This is a genomic window from Plantactinospora solaniradicis (assembly GCF_042658085.1).
Taxonomy (GTDB): domain Bacteria; phylum Actinomycetota; class Actinomycetes; order Mycobacteriales; family Micromonosporaceae; genus Plantactinospora; species Plantactinospora solaniradicis.
In genome coordinates this window covers 148,073-161,117 of record NZ_JBHSPR010000032.1, presented here as the reverse complement: position 1 = coordinate 161,117, position 13,045 = coordinate 148,073, and the positions used below count along the sequence as shown (strand labels likewise).

At 72.4% G+C, this 13,045-nt stretch carries 11 protein-coding genes; 5 read left to right on the top strand and 6 right to left on the bottom strand.

Annotated features, from left to right (window positions below; genetic code table 11):
• Nucleotides 1-38: 38 nt before the first annotated feature.
• From ACFP2T_RS29575 to ACFP2T_RS29555, 5 genes are all read right to left on the bottom strand, one after another.
• Nucleotides 39-554: a hypothetical protein gene (locus tag ACFP2T_RS29575; RefSeq protein WP_377427356.1), complete on the bottom strand. Its 516-nt coding sequence runs from the start codon at nt 552-554 to the stop codon at nt 39-41.
• A 69-nt stretch (nt 555-623) separates the two neighbouring features.
• Nucleotides 624-1,460, bottom strand: a complete 837-nt coding sequence (locus tag ACFP2T_RS29570) for an ABC transporter permease (RefSeq protein ID WP_377427354.1) — start codon at nt 1,458-1,460, stop codon at nt 624-626.
• Nucleotides 1,460-2,416, bottom strand: a complete 957-nt coding sequence (locus ACFP2T_RS29565) for an ATP-binding cassette domain-containing protein (RefSeq protein WP_377427352.1) — start codon at nt 2,414-2,416, stop codon at nt 1,460-1,462. Before ACFP2T_RS29565 ends, ACFP2T_RS29570 begins: the two co-directional genes overlap by 1 nt.
• A 146-nt stretch (nt 2,417-2,562) precedes the next feature.
• The gene (locus tag ACFP2T_RS29560) at nt 2,563-3,654 is read right to left on the bottom strand and encodes a zinc-dependent alcohol dehydrogenase (RefSeq protein ID WP_377427351.1); all 1,092 of its coding nucleotides are present in this window, start codon (nt 3,652-3,654) and stop codon (nt 2,563-2,565) included.
• Nucleotides 3,647-4,738: a Gfo/Idh/MocA family protein gene (locus tag ACFP2T_RS29555; RefSeq protein ID WP_377427349.1), complete on the bottom strand. Its 1,092-nt coding sequence runs from the start codon at nt 4,736-4,738 to the stop codon at nt 3,647-3,649. Before ACFP2T_RS29555 ends, ACFP2T_RS29560 begins: the two co-directional genes overlap by 8 nt.
• 241 nt (nt 4,739-4,979) lie before the next feature.
• On the opposite strand from ACFP2T_RS29555, the gene ACFP2T_RS29550 reads away from it, so the two are divergent.
• The 4 genes from ACFP2T_RS29550 (at nt 4,980) to ACFP2T_RS29535 (ending at nt 11,015) form a co-directional block, all read left to right on the top strand.
• Nucleotides 4,980-6,017 carry a glucosyl-3-phosphoglycerate synthase gene (locus ACFP2T_RS29550; RefSeq protein ID WP_377427347.1) on the top strand — a complete coding sequence of 346 codons (1,038 nt, stop codon included), beginning with the start codon at nt 4,980-4,982 and terminating at the stop codon, nt 6,015-6,017.
• Nucleotides 6,014-7,159 carry a glycosyltransferase gene (locus ACFP2T_RS29545; RefSeq protein WP_377427345.1) on the top strand — a complete coding sequence of 382 codons (1,146 nt, stop codon included), beginning with the start codon at nt 6,014-6,016 and terminating at the stop codon, nt 7,157-7,159. The genes ACFP2T_RS29550 and ACFP2T_RS29545 overlap by 4 nt, the downstream gene beginning before the upstream one ends.
• Before the next feature lie 213 nt (nt 7,160-7,372).
• On the top strand, nt 7,373-9,904 hold the full coding sequence (locus ACFP2T_RS29540; RefSeq protein ID WP_377428032.1) for an FtsK/SpoIIIE domain-containing protein: 2,532 nt from the start codon (nt 7,373-7,375) through the stop codon (nt 9,902-9,904).
• 1 nt (nt 9,905) lies between these two features.
• Nucleotides 9,906-11,015 (top strand): hypothetical protein, encoded by a 1,110-nt coding sequence (locus tag ACFP2T_RS29535; protein ID WP_377427342.1) that lies wholly within the window; start codon nt 9,906-9,908, stop codon nt 11,013-11,015.
• Between the two features lie 84 nt (nt 11,016-11,099).
• On the opposite strand, the gene ACFP2T_RS29530 is transcribed toward ACFP2T_RS29535, so the two are convergent.
• Nucleotides 11,100-11,996 carry a LysR family transcriptional regulator gene (locus tag ACFP2T_RS29530; protein ID WP_377427340.1) on the bottom strand — a complete coding sequence of 299 codons (897 nt, stop codon included), beginning with the start codon at nt 11,994-11,996 and terminating at the stop codon, nt 11,100-11,102.
• A gap of 184 nt (nt 11,997-12,180) precedes the next feature.
• On the opposite strand from ACFP2T_RS29530, the gene ACFP2T_RS29525 reads away from it, so the two are divergent.
• Nucleotides 12,181-12,900 (top strand): SDR family oxidoreductase, encoded by a 720-nt coding sequence (locus ACFP2T_RS29525; protein WP_377427338.1) that lies wholly within the window; start codon nt 12,181-12,183, stop codon nt 12,898-12,900.
• Nucleotides 12,901-13,045 lie beyond the last annotated feature (145 nt).

The following is a 13,045-nucleotide window of genomic DNA, read 5'->3' as shown; positions in this document are numbered from 1 at the left end:
CCGGTCCGAGCGGTAGGGCCAGCGGGTGCTGGAACCGGCTATTCGGCTCTCTCTGCCAGACCCCAGCTGCGTTCGATCGCGGCGACCCGGCGTTTGTTGACCGCGATGACGCCGTTGAGCTGCCTCTCCAACCGCGCCCACAGGGGATCGTCGGTACTGCGCAGCAGCGGACGGCAGGGGCCCCGGAGCGCGTCGGCGTAGGCGTCCAGCACCGCTTGGTCATTGCCGTAGAGCTGGTTGTCGCTGAACCGGGGCCGCTCGCCGGTCACCAGTTTGACCGCCTGGAAGGCGTCGAACCACTGGATCCGCCGACCCGCGCCGTACTCGTCCTTGCGGGGTGGAAAGCCGCCCTCGGGCAGTACGCAGAGATCCACCGTGAACGGATCGCGGTTCATCGTCAGTACCCGGACACCGGTGGTGGTGTTCCAGTAGAAGACCTCGAGTCCCTGCGGGATGAACCGGCCGCGTTTCCGGCAGTCGTGCTCGCCGACCAGGAAGTCGAAGGTGGCTTCGCACCGGGCGCGCAGGTCCCGCTTCCAGGGGTGAACCGTCACCACCCCATGGTCGGCGACGGCCACCACCCGCACCACCCGGAAGGGGGGAGGCGGGTGGTGGCCGGGCCGTCAGGTGCTGCGCCGGTACCTCCACACTGCGAGCGGCCCGAAGACCAGCACGATGCCCGCGATCCAGGCCAGCGTCGGCCAGAGCGGACCGGCCACCGGACCGCCGATCATCAGCCCCCGGGCGGTATCCGCGAGCTGGGACACCGGATTGACCTCCACCCACCCCCGCAACCAGCCGGGCAGCGTTCCGGCCGGTACGAAGATGTTGCTGGCGAAGGTGAGCGGAAACGCGACCAGGAACACCGTGCCCTGTACGCCCTGCGGCGACCGGACCAGCAGCCCGAGGTACGCCCAGATCCAGCCGAGCGCGAACGAGAACAGCATGATCAGCCCACATCCGGCGAGTACCGCGAGCACCCCGGTCCGGAACCGGAACCCGAGGATCACGCCGTACAGGATCACCACGGCCAGCGCGACGAGCTGGCGTACCACGTCGCCGAGGATCAGCCCGGTCAACGGACTGGAGCGGGCGATCGGCAGGCTGCGGAACCGGTCGAAGATTCCTCGGCTGATGTCGGTGGCGAGGTTGACCCCGGTGCCCATGCTGGCCAGTACGATCGCCTGCGCCATGATGCCGGGCAGCACGAACCGCAGGTAGTCCTGGCGATCGCCGCCGTCGGTCGCGCCACCGCTGATCGCGCCCCCGAAGAGCAGCACGAACATCGTGACGAAGAGGATCGGCGACAGCGTGACGTCGATCAGTTGCTGCGGATCGCGGCGGATCTTGAGTATCGCCCGCCAGGCGAGGGTGCCGGCGTGCCGCAGCGTACGGGCCGGACGGCGGCGTCGGACGGGTGAGCCGGACGACGTGGGCAGCACGGGTGCGACGGCGGCCATCAGGACTCCTCCCCGGTACCGTGCCCGGTCAGCGCCAGGAAGACCTCGTCCAGGCTGGCCAGCCGCAGAGCCAGCTCGGTCACCGGGATCCCGCCGTCGTGCAGCGCGCGTACCACCGTCGGCAGCGCGTCGGCGTCCGGCACCGGCACGGAGATCAGCCCGGGATCGTCCGGATGTGGCACCGGGGCCACGCCGACGCTCGCCTCGACGAGCGCGGCGACCGCCGGCAGGTCCGTCGGTTCGGTGGCCCGAATGTCCAGCGTCCGCCCGCCGACCTTCGCCTTCAGCTCGGCCGGGCTGCCGGCGGCGACGACCTTCCCCCGGTCGAGCACCACGATCTCGTCGGCGAGCCGGTCCGCCTCGTCCAGGTACTGCGTGGTGAGCAGGACGGTCGTCCCGTCCGCGACCATGGCCCGGACCAACTGCCAGACCTCACCCCGGCTGCGCGGGTCCAGCCCGGTGGTCGGCTCGTCGAGGAACAGCACCTCCGGCCGGTTGACCAGACTGGCCGCCAGGTCGAGTCGGCGGCGCATACCCCCCGAGTACGTCTTCGCGACCCGACCGGCCACGTCGGCGAGCCCGAACCGGCCCAGCAGATCGTCGGCGCGGCGCCTGGCGTCGGCCCGACTGAAATCCAGCAGCCGGGCGATCAGCATCAGGTTCTCGACCCCGGTCAGGTCCTGGTCGACCGCCGCGTACTGGCCGGTCAGCCCGATCAGCGCCCGTACCTGGTCGGCGGAGCGGACCACGTCGTGACCCGCCACCTCGACCCGTCCGGCGTCCGGCTGCAGCAGGGTGGCGAAGACCCGTACCGCCGTGGTCTTGCCGGCACCGTTCGGGCCGAGCAGCCCGAGCACGGTGCCGGGCCGGACCACCAGGTCCACCCCGTCCAGTGCGGTCGTCCTGCCGAACCGTTTGACCAGGCCCTCGGCCCGGATGCCGTGGCGTACGCCCATCCCGTGTCTCCGTTCGCTTCTGCACTTCCTCGAACGGAGCGTCGCCGGAACCGCGCACACGGCACGCACACGGCACGCACACCCTCGTCGACCGGCCTCCCGCCGGCCCCCTGCCAACCCTGCCGGCCCCCGCCGCCGGCTCACCGTCAGGCGGCGAACACGACCTGTAGTTCGTGGCGTCGGCGCGCGGCGAGGTCGGTCAGCACCGCGGGCGCCTCGTCGAGCGGAACCACCGCCGAGACGAGGTGTTTGCGCAGCGCGTCGCCGTACTCCCTGAGCAGGGCGATCGTCTCGGCCGACAGGCGGTCGCGGTCCCAGGTCGGGGCCAGCCCCCGGGGCACCCGGCCGATCTGCGCGCAGCGCAGCGACAGCCCGTTGTGGTGGAACTCCGTACCGAACCGGACCGCGTCCGCGCCGCCCTGATAGAAGGCGAGGTCGATCACGGTGCCCTGCGGTCGGAGCAGTCGCAGTGCCAGATGCAGTGCCGACGCCTGCCCCCGGCACTGGAAGACCACGTCGGCGCCCCGGTCGCCGGCCGCATGCCGCCACCGGGTCTTCAGCACCACCGCCGGATCTCCGTCCGTCGGATCGAGGGTCTCCAGCCCGAGCGCCTCGGCGACCGCCCGCCGCTGCGGCGTCGGATCGAGTACGACCACCGAGGCGGCGCCGGCCCGCCGGGCGAAGAGGGCGGTGAGCAGCGCCACCACCCCCGCCCCGGTCACCGCCACCCGTCGTCCCCGGACCCCGTCGGCGAGGTCCCGTGCTGCGCTGCCGTACAGGTCGGCGGCGGCGTGCAGCAGCCCGTTGGCGCAGATCGGGCCCATGTGCGCCACGTAGATGCCGAGCATCGGGTCGAGATCGGGCGGCAACGGCACCACCCGGTCGACCAGCGGATCGCCCCGGTACGCCGTCCGGTGCCCGTACGTCATCGCCACCACCGTGCCCTCGGCGACCGCCGGGGTACGACTCTCGGTGACCCGACCCACCTCCATGTACCCGAGCCGGTCCACCGGGTACGGCGTGTCCGGTTCACCCTCCACGAATAGTCCCAGCGTGGCGTCCCAGCCGGCCGACAGGTACGGGTTGGTGCCCTTGACGTAGCTCAGCTCGGTGCCGGCGGAAACCCCGGTGAACAGCGTCTCCACCCGGAAGGTGCCGTCACGGGGCGGCGACGCCTCCGCCGCCCGCAACACCACCTCGCCCGGCCCGGTCACCACCACGTTCAGGTCGTCAGACACCGGCCCGCTCCAGCTGCGCCGTGACGCCCGTCGTCGTCCCGTCGACCGGCGAACTCCCATTCGTCCCGGCCGACTCCCCGGCCGGTACCCGCACCGCCCGCCCCGTCGCGGCCGACTCGGCGACGGCCAGCGCCAGCAGATGGGTTCGGTACGCCTCGGCGTACGGCACCCGGATGTCGTCGCCGACGCCCCGGACCGCGTCGACGAAGGCACGGTCGACGGCCACCCGGGCCGCCTCCGGATCGCCGGGGATCTGCCGTTCGCCGTCGCCGTCCCGGACCAGGAGCCCGGTCTCGCCGACGGCGATCGCCAGGCCGTCGGCGTACACCTCCAGGCCGGCCCGGTGCTTCCAACCGAGCGCGCAGGTGGCGGTGAGCGTGCCCACCGCGCCGGACGCGAACCGCAGGGTGGCGGCGGTCGCGCCGTCGACGTCGGCGCCGTCGACCGGCGGCGGCCTGCCGTCACCGGCGGCCCAGACCTCGTCGACCTCGCCGGCGAGGTACCGGGCGAGGTCGAGCACGTGGGCGGCCTGCTCCACCACCGGGCCGCCGGAGCTGTCCCGGCGGGGCCACCAGCCGACCGGCGGCACTTTGTCCAGCCAGGCGCCGCTGACCAGCCGGATCTCCCGGCCGGCCAGGATCCGCCGGGCCTCGTCGACCACCGCCAGGTAGCGCCAGTGGTGCCCGACCGCGGTCAGCACCCGCCGCCGCCCGGGAGTCGATTCCGATTCCGACCCGCGCTTCCGCTCCGGCTCCAGCAGCCGGGCGATCCGCAGCGCGGTATCCCGGTCCACCGCGATCGGCTTCTCCACGAACAGCGGCAGCCCGGCCCCCAGCACCGCCTCCTCGGCGGCGCCGTGCGCGAAGGGCGGCACGCAGACGTAGACTGCGTCCAGGTCCGCCGAGAGCAGGGCTGCGACGTCCGGAAAGCTCCGCGCCCCATACGACTCGGCCAGCCGCGCGGCCGGCTCTGCCGCGACGTCAGTGACTCCGACAATCCGGGTGTCGGCAAACCCTGCCAGCACGCGGGCGTGTCGCTGCGCCACATTGCCGGCCCCGACCAGCCCGACCCGGCACACCTTCATCCCCGACCTCCTGTTGCGAAAAAACGCGAACCCAACTCCTTTCCGTATTCCGTGGCGGGGAAACGTGATTCGGCGGCGGGGAACGTGCGGCCGGTGTGGCGAAACGCAACGTTCATCCCCGCGCCGCGTGGACGGCGCAGTCCAGAGATCAAGCTGTTATCCCCGAAGCGGGGTTCGGCGCACCCGCTCGGGGTATCAGATCGGCCCGGCGTATTGGATCGCACAACAGGGGGGTGTGCCCATGCGGCATTCGAAAGCGACCGTCTCACCCGTAGTAGAGGCATGGACGACGTACCGTACCGGCAACGCGGCACAGTGGACGACCCGACGACTGGTGAAGGCCAAGGGGGAGACCACGGTAAGCGTCGTGATCCCGGCCCGGAACGAGGAGGCGACCGTTGGTGCGATCGTCGACACCCTGCGTCGCCATCTGATCGAGAAGGCGCCGCTGATCGACGAACTGATCGTGGTCGACTCCCGGTCCACCGACGCGACGGCGGTGGTGGCCGCCGCCGCCGGGGCCCGGGTGGTGGCGCAGGACGAGATGACCCGGGGCCTGCCCCGGCTGGAAGGCAAGGGCGACGCGCTCTGGGCCGGCCTGGCCGCCGCCTCCGGTGACGTGATCGCGTTCGTCGACGCCGACCTGCGCCGATTCTCGCCCCGGTTCGTCACCGGCCTGGTCGGACCGCTGCTCACCGATCCCACCGTGGCGTTCGTCAAGGGCTTCTACCACCGGCCCCTCGTCGGCGCCACCGGACTGGAACCCGACGGGGGCGGCCGGGTCACCGAACTGATGGCCCGACCGCTGCTCAACATGTTCTGGCCGGAGCTGGCCGGCTTCGTCCAGCCGCTCGCCGGCGAGTACGCCGCCCGCCGCGACGTCCTCGAACAGATCCCGTTCGTCTCCGGGTACGGCGTCGAGATCGCCATGCTGATCGACCTGCTGGACCTGGTCGGACTGGACGCACTGGCCCAGGTCGACCTCGGTGAGCGGTTCCACCGGCACCAGGACACCGAGGCGCTGGGCCGGATGTCGGCGCAGATCCTCTACACCGCCTGGTCCCGGCTGCACCGCCGGGGCCTGGTGGCCGAGCCGGTGCCACCCACCGCGGCGCTGACCCAGTTCCGGCGGGGCGGCAACCAGGCGCTTCCCCACCTGGACCGGGAGATCGAGGTCACCGACGTGTCCGTCGCCGAGCGGCCGCCACTGGCGACGGTGGCCCGGCAGATGCGCGCCGCCCGGAGCCGGGTCCGCCGGCTGGCGGTGACCGGAGCATGAGCCTCACCGTCCTGATCAATGCGGGGCCGTGGCTGCCGGTGCCGCCGAACGGATACGGCGGGATCGAGAACATCATCGCCGCCCTCGTACCCGAGTTGCGTCGACTCGACGTCCGGGTCGTACTCGCCACCGTCGGCAGCAGCGAACTGGCGGTCGACGAGCAACTCTCGGTATTTCCCGACGGCCAGTTCGAGAGCCTGCAACGGCCGTACAACCAGAGCTGCGGGGTGGTGCAGGCCCACCTGCACGCCGTCGTACGGGCGCTGCGGGAACGGGACGACATCGACCTCGTACACGATCATGTCGAGGCAGCCGGCCTGGCCACCCTCGCCGCGCTCGGCCCGGACGCTCCGCCGGCCCTGCACACCCTGCACTGGGACCTGGCCAAACACCCCGAGCTGTACGGCAGCTTCGACGGCGGCAACCGGGTACGGGTCAACGGCGTCTCGGCGTCACAGCTCGCCCGCGCCCCCGAGGCACTTCGCGATCACTCGGTCGGGCACGTCCACCTGGCCACCCCGCTGGCGACGGACGCGGACCGGCGCCGCCCCGCCGACAAGGCCGGACACGTCGTCGTACTCGGCCGGATCAACGCCGGGAAGGGGCAGGACCTGGCCGCCCGGCTGGCCCACCAGGCCGGTTTCGACCTCGTCCTCGCCGGGCCGGTCGGCCCGTACCGGCAACCCGCCGACCTGGCCGCCGCCTCCGGTGACCCGGTCGCGGCCGCCAACCCCGACGTCCAGTTCTGGCGGGAACACGTCGCCCCGCACGTCGACGGGGTACGGGTGCGCTGGATCGGCACCGTCGCCGGCCGGGAGCGCGACGACCTGGTCGCGTCCGCCCGCGCGTCGCTGTTCCCGCTCCGCTGGGCCGAGCCCGGCGGCACCGCCGTCGTCGAGTCCCTAGCCCTCGGCACCCCCGTGGTCGGCCTGGCCAAAGGCTGCCTCCCAGAACTGATCGACCACGACAACACCGGCCTGCTCACCGACAACGAAGAAGAACTCCCCGACCTGATCCTCACCACCCCCACCCGCATCGACCCCCACGACTGCCTCACCGCAGCCGCCCACCGCTTCACCCCCGCCGTCATGGCCCGCGCCTACCTCGACCTCTACGAACGCGTACGCAAGCTTGCGGTGTAAGGAAGGGCCCCTTGTTATCGCTTTCTGTAGAAGAAGGGCCCCTTCTTAACACCTCAGCCGGGGGCGCGCCGGCTCGCCGAGATGCTTGTGGTCGGCTGTGTCGGTTAGTGTTCCGGTGACTACGCGGCCCCTTCCCGGAGAGCGGGGAGCGGGTGGGGGCCCGTGGCCGGTGACCACACAGGCCGAGGCGGGTTGGGGGCAGGCAGGGTGGGACTGGCAGCCACTTTCGGGCGGGCGGTCGCCGCCCACCGGCAGGCCCGGGCGCACCTCGACGCGGCCCGGCACGGGCTGGCCGAGATCCAGGCCCCGGCCGACTCCGGCGAGGCCGCCGACATCGTGGCCCGGCTGCGCCGGATCGGCGAGGCGGTCAGCGCCGAACCCGAACCGGCCCGGTTCTTCGCCGGCCCGCTGCCGGTCCGGCTCGGCGTGGCGACCACCGTGGACGGCGAGTTCCCGGCCGTCGTACCGCTTTCCGGCGGCACCCACCTGGCGATCGACACGGACGCCCGGGACCGGCGGGTCGCCGCGCTGCTGCGTACCCTGGTGGTGCGGTTGCTCGCCGCCGCGCCGGCCGGTTCGGTCCGGGTGTCGGCACTGGACGCCGCCGCGCTCGGCGCCACCTTCCTGCCGCTGCGCGCGCTGGTCGACGCCGGTGCGCTGCCGCCGCCGGCCACCACCGAGGCCGAGATCGCCGCCCGGCTCGACGAGGCCGAACGGCACGCCCGCGCCGCCCAGCAGGCCACCACCGGTACGCCGGAACTGCTGCTCCTGGTCGCCGCCTCGTTGCCCGAGGGCCGGGACCTCGCCCGGCTCGCCGCGCTGACCCACGCCGGGCCGACCGCCGGGGTGTGCGTGATCGTCGCCGGCTATCCACCCCGGTTCGTCGGGCTCACCCCGCCGCCGCTGGGTGGCACCACCGCGGTCCGACTGGACCACCAGGGGTACGCCTGGATCGGCGACCCGCCCGGCCACCCGTTCAGCTCCGACGGCTCGGGCCTGGCCGCTCCCGTACGCCTGGACGGTGAACCGCCGGCCGGCGGGGTCGCGGCGCTGGCCGACCGGCTCGGCGAGGTGTACCGGCGTGAGTCGACTCTCGACTTCACCGACCTGCTGCCGGCCCGACCCTGGGCGGAGTCGTCCGGCAACGGCCTGCGTGCGGTGATCGGCCGAGCGGGTCGGGAGCCGGTGATCTGCGCCTTCGACGACCAGACCCCGCACTGGCTGGTCGGCGGCCGGACCGGCGCCGGCAAGACCGTCTTCCTGCTCGACGTCCTCTACGGACTCGCCGCCCGGTACTCCCCGGACGAACTCTCGCTCTACCTGCTCGACTTCAAGGAGGGTGTCAGCTTCACCGAGTTCGTGCCGACCGGCCGCGACCCGTCGTGGATCCCGCACGCCCGCGCCGTCGGGATCGAATCCGACCGGGAGTACGGCGTCGCGGTGCTCCGGGAACTGCGCCGGGAGTTGAACCGGCGCGCCTCGGCGCTGAAGCGGCACGGCGTGACGAAGCTGTCCGACCTGCCCCGGGACAAGCCGGTACCCCGGATCGTCGCGGTGATCGACGAGTTCCACGTCCTCTTCGCCGGCAACGACGCGGTGGCCAGGGAAGCGGTCAGCCTGCTGGAGGAACTGGCCCGCAAGGGCCGGTCGTACGGCATCCACCTGGTGCTGGCCAGCCAGAGCATGACCGGGATCGAGGCGCTGTACGGCAAGACGGACTCGATCTTCGGGCAGTTCCCGCTCCGGGTCGCCCTGCCTGGCGGCGGGGGAGTGCTGGACGCGCTCAACGACGCGGCCGGGGCGCTGCCGATCGGCTCGGCGATCATCAACCCGGCCGCCGGGCTGGCCGCCGCGAACAGCGTGGTCCGGTTCCCGGACGCGCACGCCAGCGCCGCCGAGGTCGCCCGGCTCCGGCACGAGCTGTGGCAGGCCCGGAAACCGGGCTCGCGTCCACCGGCGGTGTTCAAGGGGTACGAGTCGGCGCACGTCGAGGACGATCCGACGTACCGGGGACTGGTCCCCGGGGGACGGCGCCCGCTCGCTCTGGTCGGCCGGACCGTCGACGTCGACCTGACCTCGGCACTGTTCCCACTGGACGCCACCCCCGGGCGGCACCTGGCGGTCGTCGGCACCTCGCCGGTCGGGGCGAGCGTGCTGCACGCCGCCACCATCAGCCTGGCCCGGCAGCACCCGCCCGGCAGCGCTCGGTTCCTGATCGCCCCGCTGGTCGCGGTCGCGGACGAGATCGCCGAGGCGACGATGGCGGAGTTGGCCGAGGCGGGGCACCCGGTCAGCCGGCTGGACGCCCCCGGGCTCCGCGACGAGCTGCGCAAACTCTCCGGACAGCCGGCCGACGGACCGGGCCGGACCTTCCTCGTCGGGTACGGCATGGACGGTGCCAGCGGCATCCTCAGCGCCCGCGACGAACACTTCAAGTCCGGGCTGGACGACCTACAGGCGGTGCTCCGGCAGGGCCCCGCGTACGGGGTGCACCTGCTCGGCTGGTGGCGGGGACTGCGCCGGCTCTCCGACGACATCGGCGGGTCCAGCAACCGGGACGACGTCGCCTGCCTGGTCGCCCTGAACGTGCCCGGTGGCGAGCTGGGGATGTACCTCGGAGTGAACGATCTCGCGTACACCCCGAGGGCGAACCGGGCGTTGCTGGTGGACCGGCACGACCAGCGGACCCGGCTGATCGTGCCGTTCGTCCGGCCCGGCTACGAAGAGGACGACGAGGGGCACTGAGGTGGCGAGTTTCTCCGAGTACGCGGCCCTGGCCCGGCACCTGCACGACCTGCGCCGGACCGGCGAGCGGACCGCCGCCCAGGTCGCCGAGCACCGGGGCAGTACGGGTGCCGCCGTCGACCGTCTCGACCAGCGGCTCGCCGTGCAACAGCAGCGGTTGACGGCGCTCGGCCAGATGATCGGCAAACCGGTGCCGGTGGGGCCGTCGGCGCCCCTGGTCGGTGAGGCGTTGCCGCCCGAGCCGCCCCGGTACGCCCCGCCCACCTCCGGTGGCCACCCCACCGTCCCGGCCCAGTACGCCGGTCCGGACCAACTCGACCGTCCGATTCCGTTCGACCGCTCCAACGAGTTCGGGTCGCCGACCCAGTCCGGCCAGTCGACTCAGTCTGGCCAGTCGAGCCAGTTCGGCCAGTCGACTCAGTCGAGCCAGTCGAGCCAGTTCGGCCCGCCGACGCCGTTCGGCCCGCCGGTCCAGTACGGGGGGCGTGGCCAGTCGACCGGGGCGGAGGCGGGGAGTGGGGAGTTGCCGGCCGGGCAGGCGTACCCGGAACTGCCGGCTGGTCAGGGGCGGCGGGCCCTGCCGGCCAGCCCGGCGGCCGGACAGGTACCCGGTCCGCGGCTACCGTTCGACCGGGTGCCGGGCGGTCCGGGCCAGGTGACCGGTGCGGCGATGCCGCCCGCCCGGCCGGCCGATCCGCGTCGCGAGCTGGAGTTGGCCCGACAGGCCGCCGACGGCGCCGACGTCATGATCGTGCAGGCGGAGACGATGGCGCAGCAGGCTCCGCTGCTCCCCTCCATGTCGCCGCTGGCGCGGGCGATGACCGTCTACTTCGGCTGTGCCGGCGTCCTCGCGGTCATCATCTGGATCCTGCTCACCGTCTCCGAGGTGCAGACGCTCAACGGCGGCGACCGGAACGCCATCGCCGTCTTCTCGTGGAGCTGTGCCGGCCTGCCGACGATGCTGTTCTTCGTCGGGTACTTCGTGCTCAGCGTCTGGGGCAAGCCCCGGATCATCGTCGGCCGTCCGGCCCGGTACGCCCGGCTCGGGTTCCTGATCTGCTTCCTCGCCTCGCCGATCGCCTTCTTCGCGTACTACCTGGTCCTGATGTGATGCCGAGCGGCGTCGGACCCGGCGCCGTCCGACGGAACGAGCTGTTCGACAAGTCCCGAGGCGCCCGCAGGAGCTGTCCCGCCGCTACTCGTGGGTCGTCCGGGGCGAGGGGTCTGCCGCCTGGGCCTGCCGTGCGGCGATGTCGACGAACTCGTGGACCAGAGGTGACCGGTTGTCCTCGGCCCAGGCCAGGCAGATCTGGTTGGGCCGGAGGTCGTCGACGGGCACGTGGACCACGTCGGGGCGGCTGTAGTACCTCGCGGTCGACAGGGGCAGGACCGCCACCCCGCCGTACGCCGCGACGTGTTCCAGCTTCTCCTCGACCGAGTTGAGTACTGGCCGGGGGCGGGGATCGGGGTCGACCGGGCGATTCGGCAGGTCCCGCCACTCCGGCACCGCGTCCGGGTCCTGGAGCAGACGTTCCTCGACCAGATCGGCGAGGTCGATCGACTCCTCGCCGGCCAGACGGTGGTCGCTGGGCAGAACCACGACCCGGGGTTCGGCGAACAGTGGGCGTAGGCGCAGGCGGCGCTGGTCGACCGGGAGCCGTACGTAGCTGACGTCGGCACGCCCGTCGTGCACGACCTCGGCCTGGTCGTTCCAGGAGGTGCGGACGACGCTGACGGACAGGTCGGGGTGCCGCTGGGCGATGGCGCGCGCCTCGACGGTGACGATGATGCCGGGCATGAAGGCGATGGTGAACGTCGGCCTGCCGTGCGCGGCCCGTTGTACCCGCCGACGTAGTGCCTCGGCCGAGGCGAGCAGCGGGTGGGCGTCGGCCAACAGTTGGCGGCCGGCCTCGGTCAGCACGGTGGAGCGGCGGTCCCGGACGAAGAGCTCGGCCCGGAGTTCGTGCTCGAAGGCCCGGATCTGGCGCGACAGGACCGGCTGGGCAATGTGCAACCGCGCGGCGGCCCGGCCGAAGTGCAACTCCTCGGCGACCGCCACGAAGTAGCGGAGCTTACGCAGATCGACGTCCATCCGGTTCCCCGTCCCGGCCCGTCCGAGTCTCGCTCCCGGCCGTTCCACGATACCCGTCGGGTATGACTGGGACGATACCCAACGGGTATTACAGGAGGTGGAAGAGGTCTTGGACGCGGGTGTCGTGACCGGCGCAGGGTGGAAACCGTCTCCACCACACCCCACACGATCCGGAAGGAAGATCATGGCCCTTACCGACCAGCGCGTCGTCGTACTCGGCGGAACCTCTGGGATCGGGCTCGCCACCGCCACCCTGGCTGCCCGCGAAGGCGCCCAGGTCGTGGTCGCCTCCAGCAGCCAGCGCAGTGTGGATCGCGCCCTGTCGACCCTGCCGAGGGGCACCCTGGGGTACGTCGCAGACCTCACCGACCCAGGCGACGTGTCCCGGCTGTTCGAGGGTCTCGGCCCGTTCGACCACCTCGTCTATACCGCCGGTGAGCCGCTCGCACTGATGTCCGTAGACGCCCTCGACCTCGCCGCCGCCCGCGTCGCGTTCGAACTGCGCTACTTCGGCTCCCTATCGGCGGTCAACGCGGCAGTCCCTTACCTGCGGCCGGGTGGATCGATCACCCTCACCACCGGCACCGCCAACTACCGGCCGAGCGCGGGCTGGTCGGTGGCGGCCAGCATCACCGGGGCGATCGACGCGCTGGTCCGCGCACTCGCCGTCGAACTCGCCCCGGTCCGGGTCAACGCCGTCTCTGCCGGCGTGATCCGCTCGCCGCTCTGGGACTCGTTGCCGGACGAGACCCGCGAGCAGATGTACGCCCAGCTCAGCGAGTCGCTTCCGCTCGGTCGGGTAGGCGAGCCCGAGGAGGTCGCCGAGGCATTCGTCTACCTGCTGCGGGCGAGCTACGCCACCGGAACGGTGGTAACCGTCGACGGTGGCACCCTGATCGCCTGACTCCGTCGAGCCCGCCCCGGCGCGCGACCGGAACGCCCGAGCGCGGCGGGGAGCGGCTGTCAAACCCACCGGCTGGGTGATTCGTCCTGGATACCCTGGTTTGAGCGCCGAGGATCCACCGCTTCCTGACTGCCGAACGATGGCC

Excerpts from the sequence above, each read along its gene's own strand:
- ACFP2T_RS29555 (WP_377427349.1), bottom strand. The coding sequence starts at position 4,738 with ATGAAGGTGTGCCGGGTCGGGCTGGTCGGGGCCGGCAATGTGGCGCAG.
- ACFP2T_RS29550 (WP_377427347.1), top strand. The coding sequence starts at position 4,980 with ATGCGGCATTCGAAAGCGACCGTCTCACCCGTAGTAGAGGCATGGACG.
- ACFP2T_RS29530 (WP_377427340.1), bottom strand. The coding sequence starts at position 11,996 with ATGGACGTCGATCTGCGTAAGCTCCGCTACTTCGTGGCGGTCGCCGAG.
- ACFP2T_RS29570 (WP_377427354.1), bottom strand. The coding sequence starts at position 1,460 with ATGGCCGCCGTCGCACCCGTGCTGCCCACGTCGTCCGGCTCACCCGTC.
- ACFP2T_RS29565 (WP_377427352.1), bottom strand. The coding sequence starts at position 2,416 with ATGGGCGTACGCCACGGCATCCGGGCCGAGGGCCTGGTCAAACGGTTC.
- ACFP2T_RS29545 (WP_377427345.1), top strand. The coding sequence starts at position 6,014 with ATGAGCCTCACCGTCCTGATCAATGCGGGGCCGTGGCTGCCGGTGCCG.
- ACFP2T_RS29525 (WP_377427338.1), top strand. The coding sequence starts at position 12,181 with ATGGCCCTTACCGACCAGCGCGTCGTCGTACTCGGCGGAACCTCTGGG.